This window comes from Mesorhizobium sp. M9A.F.Ca.ET.002.03.1.2, from assembly GCF_003952365.1.
Classification (GTDB): domain Bacteria; phylum Pseudomonadota; class Alphaproteobacteria; order Rhizobiales; family Rhizobiaceae; genus Mesorhizobium.
Genome location: NZ_CP034443.1, coordinates 1,314,999 through 1,332,956, shown reverse-complemented (window position 1 = coordinate 1,332,956; position 17,958 = coordinate 1,314,999). Strand labels below are relative to the sequence as shown.

Genomic DNA, 17,958 nt, shown 5'->3' with positions numbered 1-17,958 from the left:
AGCAATATGAGGATTTCCATGGCTGAACCCCTTCGCAATTATCAGACGCGCGCCGTGCCCGGCGCCGGCGTCGATGCCGCCATCGACCAGGGTCTGCGCGCCTACATGATCAAGGTCTACAATCTGATGGGGCTTGGCCTCCTCATCACCGGCCTTGCAGCGGTCGGCACGGTCATGCTGGCCACCACCACCGATCCGGCTTCGGCGGTCGCCACGCTGCCGAACGGCGATATGCTGACCTCCTTCGGCTACGCGATCTTCGGCTCACCGCTGAAATGGCTGGTGATCTTTGCCCCGCTGGCAGCGGTGATGTTCCTGTCGTTCCGTGTCCAGTCGATGAGCGTTTCGGCCGCCCAGACGACGTTCTGGGTCTATGCCGGCCTCGTCGGCCTGTCGCTGTCGTCGATCTTCCTGGTCTACACCACCGCCAGCATCTCGCAGACCTTCTTCGCCACGGCCGCCGCCTTTGGCGGACTGTCGCTCTACGGCTACACGACCAAGCGCGACCTTTCCGCGTTCGGTTCGTTTCTGGTCATGGGCCTGATCGGCCTGATCATCGCGATGGTGATCAACATCTTCCTGCAGTCGTCGGCGCTTTCCTTCGCCGTTTCGGCGATCGGTGTGCTGATCTTCGCAGGTCTTACCGCCTACGACACGCAGAACATCAAGGAGATGTATTTCGAGGGCGACGAGACTGACGTCGCCGGCCGCAAGGCGATCATGGGCGCACTAAGACTCTATCTCGACTTCATCAACCTGTTCATGTTCCTGCTGCAGTTCATGGGCGATCGTCGCTAAGACGATCCCTGTTTCTCTGGACCAGCGAGTTTGGAAAGGGCGGCCCAACGGCCGCCCTTTTCTTTTGCCGCGGTCTTTGATGAAATGGCCGGCAGATGATTGACGTGCATAAATTATGAGCAGCATCACGATACGCGCCGCGACTTCGGCCGATCTCGACAGGATCACGGACATCTATGCCGATGCGGTGACCCATGGCACGGCGAGTTACGAACTGGAGCCGCCTGATCGTGCCGAAATGGGCCGGCGCTTCGACACTTTGATAGCGGGCGGCTTTCCCTATCTGGTGGCAGAAAAAGACGGCATCGTGCTCGGCTATGCCTATGCCGGCGCCTTTCGACCGCGCCCCGCGTACCGCTTTGTCGTCGAGGATTCTGTCTATATCGCACCCGAGGCCAAGGGCCAAGGCGTCGGGCTCAAGCTGATGCAAGGGCTGATCGAGGCGGCCGAGGCGGCGGGCTTCCGCCAGATCATCGCGGTGATCGGCGACGGCCGGCCGGACAGTGCCTCGGTGCGGCTGCATGAGAAGCTCGGCTTTCGCCATTCGGGTCGCCTGGAAGGTTCCGGCTATAAGCATGGACGCTGGCTGGACACGGTGTTCATGCAACTTTCGATCAATGACGGGGCTCTGGCTCCGCCCGATCCCCGCTCCTTGCCGGAACGGAAATTCCGTCAATAAATTTAGCGCACGACCCCGGAAACCGAATTCGGTTTCCGAAAAGGATCATGCGCAGATTCAAAGTGTTAGAGCGTCCTTTGCGCGTCCAATTGGATGCGCGGCGCTCTGATGAGTTAGGCCTCGACCAGCTTCAATCTGCGGTCGAAGACGCCAAGCACGCGGCCAAGTTCCTGGCCGCGCTTGAGGATGCGGCCGCCGGCGGCGATGACGGTGAATGCGCCTTGCCGGCGCGCCAGTTTCGGATCCTTGACGATCTGGAACAGCGGCACCTCGCTGGTGCGGCGGAACACGGAAAAGACGGCGCGATCGGTGAGATGGTCGATGGCGTAGTCGCGCCATTCATTGGCGGCGACCATTCGCCCGTAAAGCCTCAAGATCTGGTCCAGTTCGCGTCGGTCGAACCGCACCGGCTGGTCGAGGCGTTCGCGTCTTGCCTCGTGCAGCGGGATCAGTATTGCGGATGCGTCTCCATCCTCCGTCCCACTGCCGTGATCAGTCATGCCTCGATCCCTTCGAATGAATCTTATGCCGACCAAAATTGGCGCTTTCGCCGTGGAATTGCAAGCCCAAGCGGGGCAAGGCGGCGCCCTACAGTTTCCGCAGTGTCCAGTCACGTTTATGAAACGTCCGTTGAAATTGGTGATGCGCCGCCACAATTCTGCCATCTTTTATCCGCGCTCATGCCCCAATGTCCGACGAGTTTACGGGTGTTGCCTGAGACGGTTCGGTCCGGCACTGGCTCGTAAACCCCAAGCCCCCCGCCCACGGGTCTGCGTCGGATCGAACCAACCTCGGTTTTTCCTTGGAAAAATCGGGTGCGACGATCCCAAAAACCTAAATAACCGGTGTCAGAAGCAAGCTGACGCCGGTTTTTTAATCTGGATGGAAAGTGGGCGCCTAAAGCGCGTCCCGTTTGAACGGATCCATGCGAGGCGCTTTAGGTTCTTGTTTTATGCATGTCGTTATCGCAAAACCGCTGCACATTTTTGCGCGACATGCATTGGAGCGGAATGCGCAGCCGGTTACCGCTGGTGGATGAAGGCGGCGCCCAGAATCGGCCCCGGCAGGCCATCTTCGCCAACCGACTGCAACAGCACGGCGCAGCCGCCCTTCTTGGATTTCTTGGAAATCTCGCTCATCGGCAGTTCGTAGCGCTGCGCCTTGCCGTGCCACATGCCGGCCGTCTGGATGCCGGTGACGGCGTTCCAGTAGGTCATGCTGCGGCCGGAGTTTTCGCCCTTGGCGATCTTGATCGTCTGCGGCGGATCGAAATAGACGATGACGAGATGGGCATCGCTAGGCCCGCTCCCAGCATCGCCGGCGTCGATCATGACGCGATCGCTGGTTCGGCTGACCTTGATGCTGACCCGCATGCCATCGCCTGATCTCTCCATGCGGCCGAGCGCGCCGTCGACTTCCTTGCGGCTGGCGCCGTTGACATGGCTGCGGCCATTGATGACGGCCTGCGGCGTGTAGACCGAACGGCTGCCGAAGGCGCGCATATACTCATATTGCCGCTCGGTGTTCTCCTTGCGGCTCAGCGTGTCCTTCCAACCGAGGTAATCCCAATAGTCGACATGATAGGCGAGCGCGACGATGTTCTCCTTGGCGGCAAGCTCGGCGAAGAATTCATCGGCCGGCAGGCAGGAATTGCAGCCCTGGCTGGTGAAGAGCTCGACTACGCCCAAAGGTTTGTCGGTCAAGGATTTGTCAGCCTGGGATTTGTCAGCCTGGAGGCTGTCGCCGGCAAGCGCATTGCCAGCAAGTCCAGCGCCGGCAAACACCGAGAGGGCCAGCGCAAATGCCGCAAGCCGCAATGGTCTTCGAGATGTCATAGCCGTTTCGACTCCCGCCGGTGACGCCGGCCTTATTCTGATTGGCGAAATATTTGGCAGAAGCGGCAGTCAACGGGAAGTCACGTTGCGGTGAAACTTTGCCATTGCAACCAACTGCAAGGGCGCAATAGGAAGGGCTACACTTCACGGTAGAAGCCGATTCGGGCAACAATCAACATGTGGCAAACCCTCCTGACGCCGATCGACCTTTACTGCGAGCGGCTCGGGCCGGAGCTCTGGGCCGAGCCGGTCAACGCACTGACCAATCTGGCTTTTCTTGCCGCAGGCCTGTGGGGTGTCCGGGAGGTGCGTCGGCGCGGCACCGGCATCTTCGCCGAAGTGCTGGCCTGGTGGGTGGTGGCGATCGGCATCGGCTCGACGCTGTTCCACACTTTTGCCACGTGGGGCACGGTCTGGGCCGACGTCCTGCCGATCGCCGGGTTCACGCTGGCCTACACGTTGTTCAACCTGCGCCGCTTCCTGGGCATGAAATGGGGCGCGGCGATAGCCATCTTCTTAGCCTTCTATGCCGTTGCCGGGTTGTTGACCTGGGCCGTGCCTGACTGGCTGCGCCAGGCGTCGAACGGCACGACCGGCTATCTGCCGCCCTTCCTGGCGCTCGCCTTCTTCGGCGTCGTCGTGGCGGCGAGCGGCAACCGTGCCGGCTGGTATAACCTGGTGGGCGCGGCAATCTTCGTCGTGTCGGTCATCTGCCGGATGGTCGATCCGCTGGTCTGCAGCGGCTTTCCGCTCGGCACGCATTTCCTGTGGCATATCCTCAACGGGCTGATGCTCGGCGTGCTGCTGGCGGCGACGGCGCGCTTCGGGGCGCCGAAATTAGGGGAATAGGGGCTCTGTTCCCTATTCCCTCACTGCCCTACTCCCTTACTCCCCTACCTATGCGGCTAGATCGCGCAGCACATATTGCAGGATGCCGCCGTTCTTGAAGTAGTCGAGCTCGTCCAGCGTATCGATGCGGCAGATGATCGGAACGTTCTTCACCGTGCCGTCGCCAAAGGTGATCTTCGCGATCATCTTCTGGCGCGGCTTGATGGCGCTCAGTCCGTCGATCTCGACCTGTTCGTCGCCCTTGAGGTTGAGCGAGGCCCATGAGGTGCCTTCCTCGAAGACGAAAGGGATGACGCCCATGCCGACCAGGTTCGAGCGGTGGATGCGCTCGAAGGACTGGGCGATGACGGCGCGAACGCCCAAGAGGTTGGTGCCCTTGGCCGCCCAGTCGCGCGACGAGCCGTTGCCGTATTCGACACCGGCGAAGATGACCAGCGGCACGCCTTCCTTCTTGTACTCCATGGCGGCGTCGTAGATGGATGTCTCTTCCTTCGACGGATAGTGGATGGTGTAGCCGCCTTCGCGACCGTTCTCGCCCAGCATGTGGTTGCGGATGCGGATGTTGGCGAAGGTGCCGCGCATCATCACCTCATGGTTGCCGCGCCGCGTGCCGTACTGATTGAAGTCGGCGACGCCGACGCCATGGTCGGTGAGGTATTTGCCGGCCGGCGAAGCCGCCTTGATGGAGCCGGCCGGCGAGATGTGGTCGGTGGTGATCTTGTCGCCGAACAGGCCGAGCACGCGTGCGCCCTTGATGTCGCCGATTGTGCCGAAGCCTGATTTCATGCCGGCGAAATAGGGCGGGTTCTGCACGTAGGTCGAATTGTCGTCCCAGGCGTAGGTCTGGCCTTCCGGAGCCTTGACGTTCTGCCAGTACTCGTCGCCCTTGAAGACGTCGGCATATTTGCGGGCGAACAGTTCGCGCGTCACATTCTTCTCGATGAACTCCTGGATCTCGACCGAGCTCGGCCAGATATCCCTGAGATAGACCGGGTTGCCGTCACGGTCCTCGCCGAGCGGCTCGGTGGTCAGATCCTTGGTCACGGTCCCGGCCAGCGCGTGGGCGACGACCAGCGGCGGTGAAGCGAGGTAGTTCGCCTGCACGTCGGGCGAGACGCGGCCTTCGAAATTGCGGTTGCCGGAGAGCACTGCGGCAGCAATCAAGCCTTTGTCATTGATGGTCTTGGAGATAGGCGCCGGCAACGGGCCGGAATTGCCGATGCAAGTGGTGCAGCCGAAGCCGACCAGGTTGAAGCCGATCTGGTCGAGTTCCTTCTGCAGGCCGGATTTCTCCAGATATTCGGCGACGACCTGGCTGCCCGGCGCCAGCGATGTCTTGACCCAGGGCTTCTGCCTGAGCCCGAGCCGGTTGGCGTTGCGCGCCAACAACCCGGCGCCGATCAGTACGCTCGGGTTCGAGGTGTTGGTGCAGGAGGTGATGGCGGCGATGACGACGTCACCATGGCCGAGATCATGATCGGTGCCTTCGACGGCGTAGCGCTTGTCGATTTCGGCGGCCTTCCGGTATTCCGTCTCCATGGCCTTGGCAAAGCCGTCCGGGATGCCTTCAAGGGCTACGCGTCCTTCCGGACGCTTGGGGCCGGCCATCGACGGTACGACATCGCCGAGATCGAGCTCGAGCAGATCGGTGAAGACCGGGTCGGCGGAGCCGGCATCGCGCCACATGCCTTGCGCCTTCGCGTATGCCTCGACCAGGGCGATGCGGTTTTCCTCGCGGCCGGACATGGTGAGGTAGCGGATGGTTTCGCCATCGACCGGGAAGAAGCCGCAGGTGGCGCCATATTCGGGCGCCATGTTGCCGATGGTGGCGCGGTCGGCCAGCGTCATGTTGGAGAGGCCCGGACCGAAAAATTCGACGAACTTGCCGACGACGCCTTTCTTGCGCAGCATCTGCGTGACGGTGAGCACGAGGTCGGTGGCGGTGACGCCTTCCTTCAGCTTGCCGGTGAGCCGGAAGCCGATGACTTCGGGCAACAGCATGGAGACGGGCTGGCCGAGCATGGCGGCCTCGGCCTCGATGCCGCCGACGCCCCAGCCGAGCACGCCAAGGCCGTTGATCATGGTGGTGTGCGAATCGGTGCCAACGCAGGTGTCGGGATAGGCTGATGTTTCGCCATCTTCGGTGTTGGTCCACACGACCTGGCCGAGATATTCGAGATTGACCTGATGGCAGATGCCGGTGCCGGGGGGCACGACGCGGAAATTGCGGAAGGCCTGCTGGCCCCATTTCAGGAATTTGTAGCGCTCCTCGTTGCGCTCGTATTCAAGCTCGACATTGCGGGCGAAAGCCAACGGCGTGCCGAATTCGTCGACGATGACCGAGTGGTCGATGACCAGATCGACCGGCACCAGCGGATTGATCTTTTGCGGGTCGCCGCCGAGCGAGGCCATGGCGTCGCGCATGGCAGCCAGGTCGACCACGGCCGGAACGCCGGTGAAATCCTGCATCAGCACGCGGGCCGGGCGATAGGCGATCTCGACGCCGGCGGTGCCCCTGTCGGTCAGCCAGCCGGCGACCGCCTGGATGCTCTCCTTGGTGACGGAACGGCCGTCCTCGTTGCGAAGCAGGTTCTCCAGCAGCACCTTCATCGAATAGGGCAACTGGGCGATGCCGGTGAGGCCGTTCTTCTCGGCCTCGACAAGGTCGTAATAGACATAGTCGGCGCCGCCTGCGGTGAGCGTGCGGCGGCAATTGAAACTGTCGAGGGATTTTGACACGTGCGGTCCGTCCTTGTCTGTTCAGCCTGAAAGGGAACGGACGCCGATGGCATGCAATCACGCGCAAAGGTGCGGGTACGGCCATTTCCGCTGTCCGTTCCCAGCCAACCCGAGCCGTTCAAGGCGGCGCGTGCGCTGGTTCGGCGCTAATTCTGTTCCCGTGCCGACCGCTGGCACGGATGACCCGCATATAGAGAATTTCCTGGAATAGTTCTAGACACGGAATCGCCATTTTTGTTGCGGCGCACCGAAGCCGCGCTTGGACTTTCGGCGAAGGGGAACGAATGCGGCTGATCGCCGAAAATCTGGGCGGTGAACGCGGCGGCGAGACGGTCTTTTCCGGCATCGGCTTTGCCCTCGAAAAAGGCCAGGCGCTGATTGTCACCGGGCCGAATGGCGTGGGGAAATCGACGCTGCTCAGGGTCGTCGCCGGGCTGCTGCCGGTGGCGGCAGGCCGTTTGCTTATCGAAAGCGGGCTCGCGGATTTTCCGTCGGTTGCCTCAGCCTGCCATTATCTCGGCCACCAGAACGCGATGAAGATGGCGCTGAGCGTGGTGGAAAATCTGCGCTTCTGGCGCGATTTTGCGGGCGCGGATTTCTTGAGCGCTGAAGAGGCGCTGGAAACGGTCGGGCTTGATGGTATCGGTCATCTGCCGTTCGGTTATCTCTCCACCGGGCAACGCCGCCGCGCGGCGATCGCAAAACTGCTGGTCAGCCGGCGGCCGTTGTGGCTGCTCGACGAGCCGACGGCAGGGCTGGACAAGGCTTCGGAAGGGCGATTTGGCGAACTGATGCGCAAGCATTGCGGGGAAGGTGGGATCATCATTGCGGCAACGCATTTGCCACTGGGGCTCGAGGGGGCGAAGGGGCTGGCGATGGGGAGGGTTGAATAATGCAAGTCTCATTTCTTCGCGCCCCCCTCTGTCCTTCCGGACATCTCCTCCATTTAGGGGGAGATCGGCTGTCGCCTCCGCTTTCGCCAATTTTCAACGTTGCAAATTGGGCCGTGTCGCTGAAGCGGCCAATCTACCCCCTCGTGGGGGAGATGTCCGGCAGGACAGAGGGGGGCGCGAAGGAACTCCACATTTTGCTTTGCCACCAACAAGGGGCCGCATCGTAATGTGGTCACTCTTCCTGCGCGACATCCGCCTGAGTATCCGCGCCGGCGGCGGGGCGCTGACCGGCGTGATCTTCTTTCTCGCGGTAATCGCGACGATCCCCTTCGGCGTCGGACCGGACCTCAATCTGCTCGCCCGCATCGGCCCGGCGATCCTGTGGATCGGCGCCTTGCTCGCTTGCCTGCTCGGCCTCGACCGACTGTTCCAGGCCGACCGGGAAGACGGCTCGCTCGACCTTCTGGTGCTCGGCGACGAACGGCACATGCTGGCGCTGACCGTGCTGATGAAATGCCTGGCGCATTGGGCGGGAAGCGTGCTGCCGCTGGTCATCGCGGCACCCTTACTCGGCCTGTTCATGAACATGGAGCCGGTCGGCATCGGCGCCACGGCGCTGACCCTCTTGGTCGGCACGCCGGCGATCACCTTCATCGGCGCTGCCGGTGCGGCGGTGGCGGTGGCGCTGCCGCGCGGCGGGCTGCTGATCTCGGTGCTGGTGCTGCCGCTGACCATTCCCGTGCTGATCTTCGGGGTCTCGGCAAGCTATGGCGCGGTAGCGGACCCCGATCCGTTCCTGCAGCCTCTCCTCATTCTCGCCGCGCTGACCTTGTTTCTTGCCGTGCTGGGGCCGGTTGCGGCGGCGCTGGCGTTGCGCCATGGGGCGGATTGAATTAGACGGCCGCCTGACGTCAAAGGCTGCGGCGCTGCTGTCGATTGCGAAGCCGTTGGCGCAAGGTTAAGGGAAGGCATGTTCGAACGAAGCGGAATGGTCCGGTTGAAAGGTTTTGCGCCGGCGGAGCGACCCTAATGAGCGTACACGCCCTTTATGTCGCCGCTGCCTATGCCATCACGGCCGTGGCTCTGGCCGGGCTGATCGGCTGGATCCTTCTCGACCAACGGGCACGCAGACGAGACCTCGCCGAGCTGGAAGCGTCCGGCGTGCGGCGGCGCTCCGACAAGGCGGGGAAATCATGAACACGCAAATGGAAACGCCGGTGCGCGGGCGGCGCCTGATCGTGCTTTTGCCGCTGCTGATTTTCATCGGGCTGGCGGGACTGTTCCTGACGCAGCTGCTGTCCGGTCGCGACACTTCGGAAGTGCCATCGGCGCTGATCGGCCTGCCGGCGCCGCAGACCAATCTGCCGGCGCTGGAGGGCATGAATTTGCCGGGTCTCGATTCCAGGCAGTTCGCCGGCAAGGTCACGCTGGTCAACGTCTTCGCGTCCTGGTGCGGGCCATGCCGGGACGAACATCCGGTGCTGCTGGCGCTGTCGCAGGACAAGCGCTTCGTCATCGCCGCGCTCAACTACAAGGACAAGCCGGAAAACGCCCGCCGGTTCCTCGGCGATCTCGGCAATCCGTTCCAGGCGATCGGGGTCGATGCGGCGGGGCGCGCGGCGATCGACTGGGGCGTCTACGGCGTGCCGGAAACCTTCGTCGTCGGCAAGGACGGCAAGATCGCCTACAAGCATGTCGGCCCGCTGACGCCAGGCTCGGCGCAGGCGCTGCTCTTACCGGAAATCGAGAAAGCGTTGGCGGCGCCGGGTTGAGGCACCGGAAACTCGATGGACGAACGCGAGATCTGCGATCATTTTCTGGCGCAGGCAAAAGCCTGCGACGGACTTGGCTCGCCCTTCACCGCGAATCTATGCCGTGCGCTGGCCAAGGTTCTCGACGCCAACACCGGGACCGGGCGGGCGGTGCTCGGCTGGTCGGGCGACGCGCGCGCCGATGCCCTGGCATTGCGGCTCTGCGGTGCGCTGCATGCGTTGGTCCTGACGGGTGCCGGTGAGCGACTGGCACGAATCTATCCACCTAACAAGGCTAGAAAATCGGAGATCGCGGCGGTGCTGCCGGAGGCAATTGCGCGATCCGACGAGCGGATCGTCGCCGGCCTCGCCGGCGCGCCGCAGACCAATGAAATCGCCCGGTCGGCGATGCTGCTGCCTGGATTTCTGACGGTCGCGCGCGAAACTGGCCTGCCGCTGGACCTGTGCGAGATCGGCGCCAGCGCCGGGCTCAATCTCCTGTTCGACAGCTTTCACTACCGCTACGGCGATGCCGAGTGGGGCGACCCTGCTTCCCCCGTCCGGTTGGCGCCGGAGGCGCGCGGCCTCGCTCTTCCACTTGATGGAGAGATCCACGTCCGCTATCGCGCCGGCTGCGACATCGCGCCGATCGATGTCGCCGACGCGACCGCGCGGCTACGGCTTCGGTCTTACGTCTGGGCCGATCAGGCAGCGCGGCTGGCTCGGCTCGACGCCGCGCTGTCGCTGGCCGAAAAGTTTCCACCGCTGCTTGTCAAAGCGGACGCGGCGGATTTTGTCGAGAAGGCACTGGCCACACGGCAGCCGGGCGGCGCCTTCGTGCTCTATCATTCGATCATGTGGCAATATCTACCGCGAGCGACCAAGGATGCCATCACGGCCATGCTGGAGCAGGCGGGTAGACAGGCCACCGCCGCTGCGCCTATCGCAAGGTTGAGGATGGAGCCGCGCGATCCCGCAAACAACTGGGCGGTACTCAGCCTCACGCTATGGCCGAGCGGCGAGACGCGCCGCCTGGCCCATTGCGATTACCACGGCCGCTGGATCGAATGGATGGGCTAGGCCCGATCGAGCTGTTCTATTTACGCATGATCTTGTCCGAAAAGTCTGCAACCTTTTGCTGCGCTGACCTTCGGTTCGGGATCATGTGCTGAACTCAGCCGTAGATCTGCTTGCGGACCTGATAGAGCATTTCGCTGCGGTCGGCGCGCATATCGGCCAGATCGCGGCTGGAGAAACTGTCGATTTCGGCGACGAGGCGGTTGTATTGCCGGCGCTTGGCGATGCTGGCGCGAGCACGGCTCATGAGGCTGTCGAGGATCATAGCGAGGTTCCTTGTGCGCCGCATTGTTGCGGCAGGTTGTTCCTCCCTTGATCGATACGCAGCATGACATAGTTATGGTGCGTTGCAAAAAGAAGATGTTGCAACGCACCATTGCGCTGGGCGCATAGCCGGTTAACGCGCATGACCTGGTCATTCTTGGCAAGGCGGCGTTTGCCGCGGGTCGCCTCGATGCCTCAAGATGCGGTGAGAGTGATATCAACGATCTTGCCATATCGTCCGGCGGCTGGCTTGATCGCGTCGGCACCAGCGATTTGCATGACCGGGAGGAAACCATGGCCGCCGAAGACTACTACGAGGTTCTCGATCCGCGTTTTGCGCGGCTGTTCAACAGCAACGCGCAGGTGGAAAAGCTGTTCACCGGATGCCGGTGGGCGGAAGGGTCGGCCTGGTTCGCGGCCGGCCGCTATGTGATCTGGTCCGACATCCCCAACAACCGCATGCTGCGCTACGACGAGACCGACGGCAGCGTCAGCGTGTTCCGGCAGCCGTCAGGCAACTCCAACGGCAACACCGTCGATCGGCAGGGCCGGCTGGTCAGCTGCGAGCATTCGGGCCGCCGCGTCAGCCGCACCGAGCATGACGGCTCGATCACCACCATCGCCGACAGATGGCGCGGCAAGCGGCTGAACTCGCCCAATGACGCGGTGGTGAAGTCCGACGGGTCGATCTGGTTCACCGACCCGACCTACGGCATCGATACGGATTACGAGGGCGACAAGGCCGAAAGCGAGATCGGCGCCTGCCATGTCTACCGGGTCGATCCCGGCACCGGCGAGATCGAAGCCGTGATCACCGACATGGTCAGGCCTAACGGGCTTGCCTTTTCGCTAGACGAGAGCAAGCTCTACGTCGTCGACACCGGCCGTACGCATGGCGCTGAGAATCCGGCGCATATGCGGGTGTTCAATGTCGGCGAGGGCGGCAAGAAGGTCTCCGGCGAAAAGGTCTTCGCCGACTGCACGGCCGGCCTGTTCGACGGTTTCAGGCTCGACGACCAGGGGCGCATCTGGACCAGTGCCGCCGACGGCATCCATTGCTACGATCCGGACGGAACGCTGATCGGCAAGATCAAGGTGCCGGAAGTCGTCGCCAATTGCGTGTTCGGCGGCAATAAGCTGAACTGCCTCTACATCGCCGGCACGACCTCGCTCTACATGGTCCGGCTGATGGTCAACGGCGCAAAGACCTACTGAGCGGTCGCCAGGCAATATCCAAGGGAGGACGCCATGCCGTTCGTGAACATCCGCATCGTCAAGGAGGTAATCGCCGCCGACCCGGCCGGCAAGAAAGCCGCCATCGCTGCCCAGGTGACGGCGGCCATCACCGGCGCCACCGGCCTGACCAGCAACGACGTCTGGGTGGTTTTCGAGGAGGTCAATGCGCGCGACTGGTTCGTCGGCGAGACCGATGTCGAGACGCGGCGCAGCAAGGGCTGAAAGAGGCTTCCGCCGCGTCCTTTAAATGGTTGCGGCGCGGCCGCTCAGCGGACACTGATGAACTCGGCGAAAGCCGAGGGATTTCGACGAACATGTCCGAAAAAGCTACCACATGGTGTGCTTGTATTCTTCGTCCAGCCAGCGGTCGGTCGCCTCGGCCGAATCGGCGAGCGCCAACTGATCGCGCAGGATCTGGCCGAGCGTCGGCAGCGTCGCGCGGTCGTGCCAGGTTTCGGGCTTCCACAAATCGGAGCGCATGAAAGCCTTGGCGCAATGCATGTAGGCGGCCTTGACCGTCACCAGGACGACGCTTTGCGGTTCCTTACCGTCGACGGCAAGCCGCTCGCGCAAAGCCGCATCGACGGTAATGCGGGCGTCGCCGTTGACACGCAGCGTCTCGTTCATGCCCGGAATGAGGAAGAGCAGCCCGACCGAGGGGTTGAGAAGGATGTTCTCCAGCGTATCGAGCCGGTTGTTGCCGGGCCGGTCGGGGATGGCGATGGTCCTCTCATCGAGTACTGCGGCAAAACCCGATTTGTCGCCCTTTGGCGTCACATCGGCATTGCCGGCGCCGTCGGAGGAGCCGATCAGCACGAAGGGGCTTTTGCCGATGAAGGAACGGCAGTGGCCATCCAGCGCTTTCAGCTCCTTGCGGATCGAGCCGTCGGTGGGCCGAGGCGTCTTGTAGATCGTTCTCAGCTCTTCGCGCGTGGTGACGAATTCCATGCCCTCTCCCTAACGGTTACTTGCCGGCCTTCTCTTCTTTTCCGGTCTTGCCTTCAAGCGAATGGCGCATGATCAGCGGCATCTGGCTGAAGGTGAAAAGAAGCGTGATCGGCATGATGCCCCAGACCTTGAAGGTAACCCAGGTGTCGGTGGAAAAATTCCGCCAGACCACCTCGTTGACAAGGGCCAGAAACAGGAAAAACAGACCCCAGCGGAGGGTGAGTTTCTTCCAGCCCTCGGCATCGAGGCTGAACGCCGAATCGAAGACGTAGCCGAGCAGCGACTTGCCGAAGAACAGACCGCCGAGCAGCACGCCGCCGAACAGCGTGTTGACGATGGTCGGCTTCATCTTGATGAAGATGTCGTCCTGCAGATAGAGCGTCAGCGCGCCGAAGACGAAGACGACGACGCCCGATACCATCGGCATGATCGGCAAGGTGCGGGTGAGCAGCCAGGAAGCGACCAGCGCGATCGCAGTCGCGGCCATGAACAGGCCGGTGGCGACGAAGATCGGCCCGCCGAATTCGGCCAGCGCCGGAAATTTCTGCGCCAGCCATTCGCCACGCGCGTTGGCAAAGAAGAACACCAACAGCGGGCCGAGCTCCAGTATCAGCTTGAGCAGCGGATTGACGCCTTCCTTTTTCTGCTTCTGCGGATCGGACGGGTCGCGTTCGAGGATGGGCGGGTTCATAGGCTTCCTTCTTGCACATGATCCTATTCAAAGAGTTGCAACTCTTGGGGATCACGCTTGTTACGCCACTCCAGCGATCGCCTTGGCGAATTCGCTCGCGGAGAATGGTTCGAGGTCGTCGACCTGCTCGCCGACGCCGATGAAATAGACCGGCAGTTTGTGCTTTGCCGCGATCGCCACCAGAATACCGCCCCGCGCCGTGCCGTCCAGCTTGGTCATCACCAGGCCGTTGACGCCGGCGACATTGCGGAAGATCTCGACCTGGTTGAGCGCGTTCTGGCCGGTGGTAGCGTCGACCGTCTGCAGCACGGTGTGCGGCGCCTCCGGATCGAGCTTGCCCAGAACCCGGACGATCTTTTCCAGTTCCGCCATCAGCTCGGTCTTGTTCTGCAGCCGCCCGGCGGTGTCGATGATCAGCACGTCGGAACCGACTTGTTTGGCCTGCTCGAAGGCGTCGAAGGCGAGGCCTGCCGCATCGGCGCCGAGCTTGGTGGCGATGACCGGCGATTTCGTCCGCTCGCCCCAGATCTTGAGCTGCTCGATCGCGGCGGCGCGGAACGTGTCGCCGGCGGCCAACATCACTGACAGCCCGCCATCGGTGAGCTTTGCCGCCAGCTTGCCGATGGTCGTGGTTTTGCCGGTGCCGTTGACGCCGACGACAAGGATGACATGCGGCTTGTGGCTGAGGTCGAGCTCCAGCGGCAAGGCGACATGGGTCAGCACCTTCTCCACCTCGGTCGCCATGATGGCGCGCACTTCCGTCTCGGAGACGTCCTTGCCGTAGCGGCTGGCGGCCAGCGAATCGGTAATGCGCAATGCCGTCTCCATGCCGAGATCGGCGCGGATCAGCACGTCCTCCAGATCCTGCAGCGTGTCCTCGTCGAGCTTGCGCTTGGTGAAGACGCCGGCGATGTTGCCGGACAGTTCCCGGGAAGAGCGGGCGAGCCCCTCCTTCATGCGCTGGAACCAGCGTTTCGGTGCCGGTTCCGGCGCCTTCCGCGGTTCGGCTTTCTGCTCGACTTTCTTGGCGACTGTCACCTTGCCGGGGGCGGGAGCAGATTTTGGCTCCGGTTGCGGTACGGCCTGCGGTTCGGGCGCGATCTCGTCGAGGATCGGCTGCGTTTCGACCGGCGCGGGCTGGCGAATGGGGGGCGCTATTTCGGCCGGCGGCGCTTCAGGCGCAGGTGCTGCTGGCGCAACCTGAGCGGGTGGCGCGGTATCTTGCGCAGGTTCGCGCTGCCCCTGACCCTTACCCTCCCCCCGTAAGGGACGGGGAGAGGGAGGCGTCAGCGTCGGAGCTTTTTCTTTGCCGCTTTCAAAAAGAGGTTCGGCGTAACGGTCAGCCCCCTTCTCCCCGTCCCTATACGGGGAGAAGGCGCCGGCAGGCGGATGAGGGGCGGCGCCAGGCTCTGATGACGGAAGCTGGGTGGACGGTGCCGGCACTTCGACAGGCGCAGGTTCCGGTTGTTTCTCCGGGGCGATTTCCGGCTGCTCGGGCTCAGGAACGTCCTGCGGTTCCGGCTCTGGCTCGGGAATGACGGGAGCAGCCGGAGTTTCCTCAGGCGCCGGCTCCTCAGCAGATGTTTCCGGCTCCGGCGGCAGCGGCTCTTCGATCGGAGCGGGTTCCGGCTGTATCTCCGGCTCGGGCGCAATGGTCGGCGCAGGCTCCTCGACAGGCGCCGGTTGCGGCGCGGCCTCGGGTTCGATCGCCGGGGCGATTTCCACTTCGGGCCGGGGCTCCTCGCGCTTCAGGGATTCCGGAACGACCTGCTCGGCGGCTGGCTTCAGCGCCTCCAGCGCATCCCATTTGATCGGTGGCAGCGGCGCGGTCTCATCGATACGCTCCTCGACCACTTCCTTCTTGCCGAACGAAAATATCTTCTTGAAAAAACCAGCCATGTTCTTGCGTCTCAGGCGGCGCAGGCGGCAAACGGCGCCGCGATCAGGCGGGCGCCGTCATGGCCGGCGATATCAGCCTCGACGATTTCGCCCGGCGCGCCCGCGAAGACCGCGGCAAGCGTGAAGCCTTCGGTACGGCCGAGCCCCTCGCGCTCGACCAGGATCGACTGGCGCGACCCGGTGAGCGAGGAAAGGTGGCTACGATAGGCGGCGTCGCCGGCGGCGCGCAGCCGTGCCGCACGCTGCTTGACCGCCTCGCGGCGAAGCTGCGGCATGCGCGCGGCGGGGGTGCCTTCGCGCGGCGAAAACGGGAAGACGTGGAGATGCGTCAGCCCGCATTCCTCGACGATCTTCAGCGAATTCTCGAACATGGCGTCCGTCTCGGTCGGGAAGCCGGCGATGATGTCGGCGCCAAAGACGATGCCGGGGCGCAATTTGCGCACATCCTCGCAAAAACGGATCGACTGATCCCGGTTGTGCCGGCGTTTCATCCGCTTCAGGATCATGTCGTCACCCGCCTGCAGCGAGAGATGCAGATGCGGCATCAGCCTGGGCTCGGTGGCGATGGCATCGAGCAATTCGTCATCGGCTTCGATCGAATCAATGGAGGAGAGGCGCAGGCGTTTTACGTCGGGCACCTGCTTCAGGATTGTCTTGACCAATTTGCCGAGTTTCGGGCTGCCAGGCAGGTCGGCGCCGAAACTGGTCATGTCGACGCCGGTCAGCACGATCTCGGCATAGCCATTGCCGCTCAGCCGCTTGACCTGCTCGACCACGGCGCCCATCGGCACCGAGCGCGAATTGCCGCGGCCGTAGGGGATGATGCAGAAGGTGCAGCGGTGGTCGCAGCCGTTCTGCACCTGGACGAAGGCCCGCGCCCGACCCTCGATGGCGTCGACCATATGGCCGGCCGTCTCGCGTACCGAAAAGATATCGTTGACGCGGGCCTTTTCGGTGTCGTTGACGCCGAAATCCGGCAGCGCGCGATAGGAATGTGCCCTCAGCTTCTCCTCATTGCCGAGCACGAGATCGACTTCGTCCATAGCGACGAAATTCTCCGGCTCGATCTGCGCGGCGCAGCCGGTGACGATGATACGGGCGGTCGGATTCTCGCGGCGAGCCTTCCTGATCGACTGCTTTGCCTGGCGAACCGCCTCGCCGGTGACGGCGCAGGTGTTGAAGATGATGGCGCCGCCTGCCAGCGCGCCAAGGCCGGCACTTTCCGCCTCGCTGCGCATCACCTCGGATTCGTAGGTGTTCAGCCGGCAGCCGAAGGTGACGACGTCAACACCCCGGGGAAGAACGGGACCCTTCTTGGGAAGAGCAGGCATCAAGCGACGCTTTCATTGTCGCGGGCCCACACGCCGGTCGACGGATCGAAGCTGCCGGAAAATTCCCATTCGGCGGCACCGGTGAGGATGACGTGGTCGTCGCCGCGCCATTCGACATGCAAGGAGCCGCCGCCGGGCGTCACCAGAGAGACGCTGCGTCCGGTCCGCCTGGTGCGAGCGGCAGCAACGACAGCGGCACAAGCGGCCGAGCCGCAGGCCTTGGTCAGGCCGGCGCCGCGCTCCCAGGTGCGGATGACCATCGTCTCGGGCGAGGTCACCCGCGCGATGGTGATATTGGCGCGCTCGGGGAAGATCGGGTGGTTTTCGAGCAGCGGGCCGAAACGGTCGAGCTCGTAGGACCAGACGTCGCGGTCGACCCAAAAGATGGCATGCGGATTGCCCATCGAGACGACCGACGGCGAATGCAGTTCCGGTGCGTCGATCGGGCCGACCTGCAGCTCAATCATGCGGGTATCGCGGAATTCCTCGGCCAGCGGAATGTCCTGCCAGCCGAAACGCGGTTTGCCCATGTCGACCGAGATCAGCCCGTCGGCATGTTCTTCGGCGTTGAGGATGCCGGCGACGGTCTCGAAGGCGAATGCCTTCTGGCCGGTCTCGGCGGCAAGCGCCTGCACAACGCAGCGCATGCCGTTGCCGCAGGCCTGCGCACCGGTTCCGTCGGAATTCAGGATGTCGATGAAAAAGGCGGTCCCCGGCGTCCTGGCGTCGTGGATCGCCATGATCTGATCGAATTTCGTCGCGGCATCGGCATTGAGCGCGAGGGCGGCTGCCGGCGCCACCCGGTCGGCGCGACCGCGCATGTCGGCAACGATGATCTCGTTGCCGATGCCGTTCATCTTGGCGAAGGGGGCAGTACTTGCCATCGATCGAAAGGTCTCATGCCGGTTTGGCGCCTATATGGCGGATACCGGCCGAAATTACCAGTGCGGCCGCATTAGAGCGACGTG

19 protein-coding genes are annotated in these 17,958 nt (G+C 63.2%); 10 read left to right on the top strand and 9 right to left on the bottom strand.

The window, feature by feature from the left end; all coding sequences use genetic code 11:
- Positions 1-18 precede the first annotated feature (18 nt).
- Positions 19-798 carry a Bax inhibitor-1/YccA family protein gene (locus tag EJ066_RS06690; protein ID WP_126036054.1) on the top strand — a complete coding sequence of 260 codons (780 nt, stop codon included), beginning with the start codon at positions 19-21 and terminating at the stop codon, positions 796-798.
- Between the two features lie 115 nt (positions 799-913).
- Positions 914-1,477, top strand: a complete 564-nt coding sequence (locus tag EJ066_RS06685) for a GNAT family N-acetyltransferase (protein ID WP_126036051.1) — start codon at positions 914-916, stop codon at positions 1,475-1,477.
- A 113-nt stretch (positions 1,478-1,590) separates the two neighbouring features.
- Here the strand turns inward: EJ066_RS06685 and EJ066_RS06680 are convergent, their stop codons facing one another.
- Both EJ066_RS06680 and EJ066_RS06675 read right to left on the bottom strand, forming a co-directional pair.
- On the bottom strand, positions 1,591-1,977 hold the full coding sequence (locus EJ066_RS06680; RefSeq protein WP_126036049.1) for a DUF2794 domain-containing protein: 387 nt from the start codon (positions 1,975-1,977) through the stop codon (positions 1,591-1,593).
- 522 nt (positions 1,978-2,499) lie between these two features.
- On the bottom strand, positions 2,500-3,312 hold the full coding sequence (locus EJ066_RS06675) for a thioredoxin family protein (RefSeq protein ID WP_126036047.1): 813 nt from the start codon (positions 3,310-3,312) through the stop codon (positions 2,500-2,502).
- Between the two features lie 177 nt (positions 3,313-3,489).
- Here EJ066_RS06675 and EJ066_RS06670 point away from each other — a divergent pair, with 177 nt between their 5' ends.
- Positions 3,490-4,161 carry a ceramidase domain-containing protein gene (locus EJ066_RS06670; RefSeq protein WP_126036045.1) on the top strand — a complete coding sequence of 224 codons (672 nt, stop codon included), beginning with the start codon at positions 3,490-3,492 and terminating at the stop codon, positions 4,159-4,161.
- Between the two features lie 48 nt (positions 4,162-4,209).
- Here EJ066_RS06670 and acnA read toward each other — a convergent pair whose 3' ends face one another.
- Positions 4,210-6,900, bottom strand: coding sequence for an aconitate hydratase AcnA (gene acnA, locus EJ066_RS06665; RefSeq protein ID WP_126036043.1), 2,691 nt, complete (start codon positions 6,898-6,900; stop codon positions 4,210-4,212).
- A gap of 284 nt (positions 6,901-7,184) precedes the next feature.
- Between acnA and ccmA the strand changes: the two genes are divergently transcribed.
- The 5 genes from ccmA to EJ066_RS06635 all read left to right on the top strand — a co-directional run bounded on the left by ccmA (position 7,185) and on the right by EJ066_RS06635 (position 10,624).
- Entirely contained in the window at positions 7,185-7,793 is a 609-nt protein-coding gene (gene ccmA / locus EJ066_RS06660) for a heme ABC exporter ATP-binding protein CcmA (RefSeq protein WP_126036040.1), read from the top strand.
- Between the two features lie 226 nt (positions 7,794-8,019).
- On the top strand, positions 8,020-8,685 hold the full coding sequence (ccmB, locus tag EJ066_RS06650) for a heme exporter protein CcmB (protein ID WP_126036036.1): 666 nt from the start codon (positions 8,020-8,022) through the stop codon (positions 8,683-8,685).
- A 137-nt stretch (positions 8,686-8,822) separates the two neighbouring features.
- Positions 8,823-8,990: a heme exporter protein CcmD gene (gene ccmD, locus EJ066_RS06645; RefSeq protein ID WP_126036034.1), complete on the top strand. Its 168-nt coding sequence runs from the start codon at positions 8,823-8,825 to the stop codon at positions 8,988-8,990.
- Entirely contained in the window at positions 8,987-9,565 is a 579-nt protein-coding gene (locus EJ066_RS06640) for a DsbE family thiol:disulfide interchange protein (protein WP_126036032.1), read from the top strand. Before ccmD ends, EJ066_RS06640 begins: the two co-directional genes overlap by 4 nt.
- A 15-nt stretch (positions 9,566-9,580) precedes the next feature.
- Positions 9,581-10,624, top strand: a complete 1,044-nt coding sequence (locus EJ066_RS06635) for a DUF2332 family protein (RefSeq protein ID WP_126036030.1) — start codon at positions 9,581-9,583, stop codon at positions 10,622-10,624.
- Between the two features lie 94 nt (positions 10,625-10,718).
- Here the strand turns inward: EJ066_RS06635 and EJ066_RS06630 are convergent, their stop codons facing one another.
- Entirely contained in the window at positions 10,719-10,886 is a 168-nt protein-coding gene (locus EJ066_RS06630) for a hypothetical protein (protein WP_126036028.1), read from the bottom strand.
- A 293-nt stretch (positions 10,887-11,179) separates the two neighbouring features.
- Between EJ066_RS06630 and EJ066_RS06625 the strand changes: the two genes are divergently transcribed.
- Complete coding sequence (locus EJ066_RS06625; RefSeq protein WP_126036026.1) at positions 11,180-12,100, top strand: SMP-30/gluconolactonase/LRE family protein; 921 nt, start codon at positions 11,180-11,182, stop codon at positions 12,098-12,100.
- A 33-nt stretch (positions 12,101-12,133) separates the two neighbouring features.
- Positions 12,134-12,343 (top strand): tautomerase family protein, encoded by a 210-nt coding sequence (locus EJ066_RS06620; RefSeq protein ID WP_126036025.1) that lies wholly within the window; start codon positions 12,134-12,136, stop codon positions 12,341-12,343.
- Between the two features lie 105 nt (positions 12,344-12,448).
- Here the strand turns inward: EJ066_RS06620 and EJ066_RS06615 are convergent, their stop codons facing one another.
- From EJ066_RS06615 to dapF, 5 genes are read right to left on the bottom strand one after another with little or no spacing between them, the layout of a single operon-like run.
- Positions 12,449-13,069 (bottom strand): pyridoxamine 5'-phosphate oxidase family protein, encoded by a 621-nt coding sequence (locus EJ066_RS06615; RefSeq protein ID WP_126036023.1) that lies wholly within the window; start codon positions 13,067-13,069, stop codon positions 12,449-12,451.
- Positions 13,070-13,085: 16 nt separating this feature from the next.
- Positions 13,086-13,760: a septation protein A gene (locus EJ066_RS06610; RefSeq protein ID WP_126036021.1), complete on the bottom strand. Its 675-nt coding sequence runs from the start codon at positions 13,758-13,760 to the stop codon at positions 13,086-13,088.
- A 60-nt stretch (positions 13,761-13,820) separates the two neighbouring features.
- Entirely contained in the window at positions 13,821-15,659 is a 1,839-nt protein-coding gene (gene ftsY / locus EJ066_RS06605) for a signal recognition particle-docking protein FtsY (RefSeq protein WP_126036019.1), read from the bottom strand.
- Between the two features lie 11 nt (positions 15,660-15,670).
- Entirely contained in the window at positions 15,671-16,990 is a 1,320-nt protein-coding gene (gene mtaB / locus EJ066_RS06600) for a tRNA (N(6)-L-threonylcarbamoyladenosine(37)-C(2))-methylthiotransferase MtaB (protein ID WP_126036017.1), read from the bottom strand.
- Positions 16,990-17,874, bottom strand: a complete 885-nt coding sequence (gene dapF, locus EJ066_RS06595; protein WP_126036016.1) for a diaminopimelate epimerase — start codon at positions 17,872-17,874, stop codon at positions 16,990-16,992. Before dapF ends, mtaB begins: the two co-directional genes overlap by 1 nt.
- Positions 17,875-17,958 lie beyond the last annotated feature (84 nt).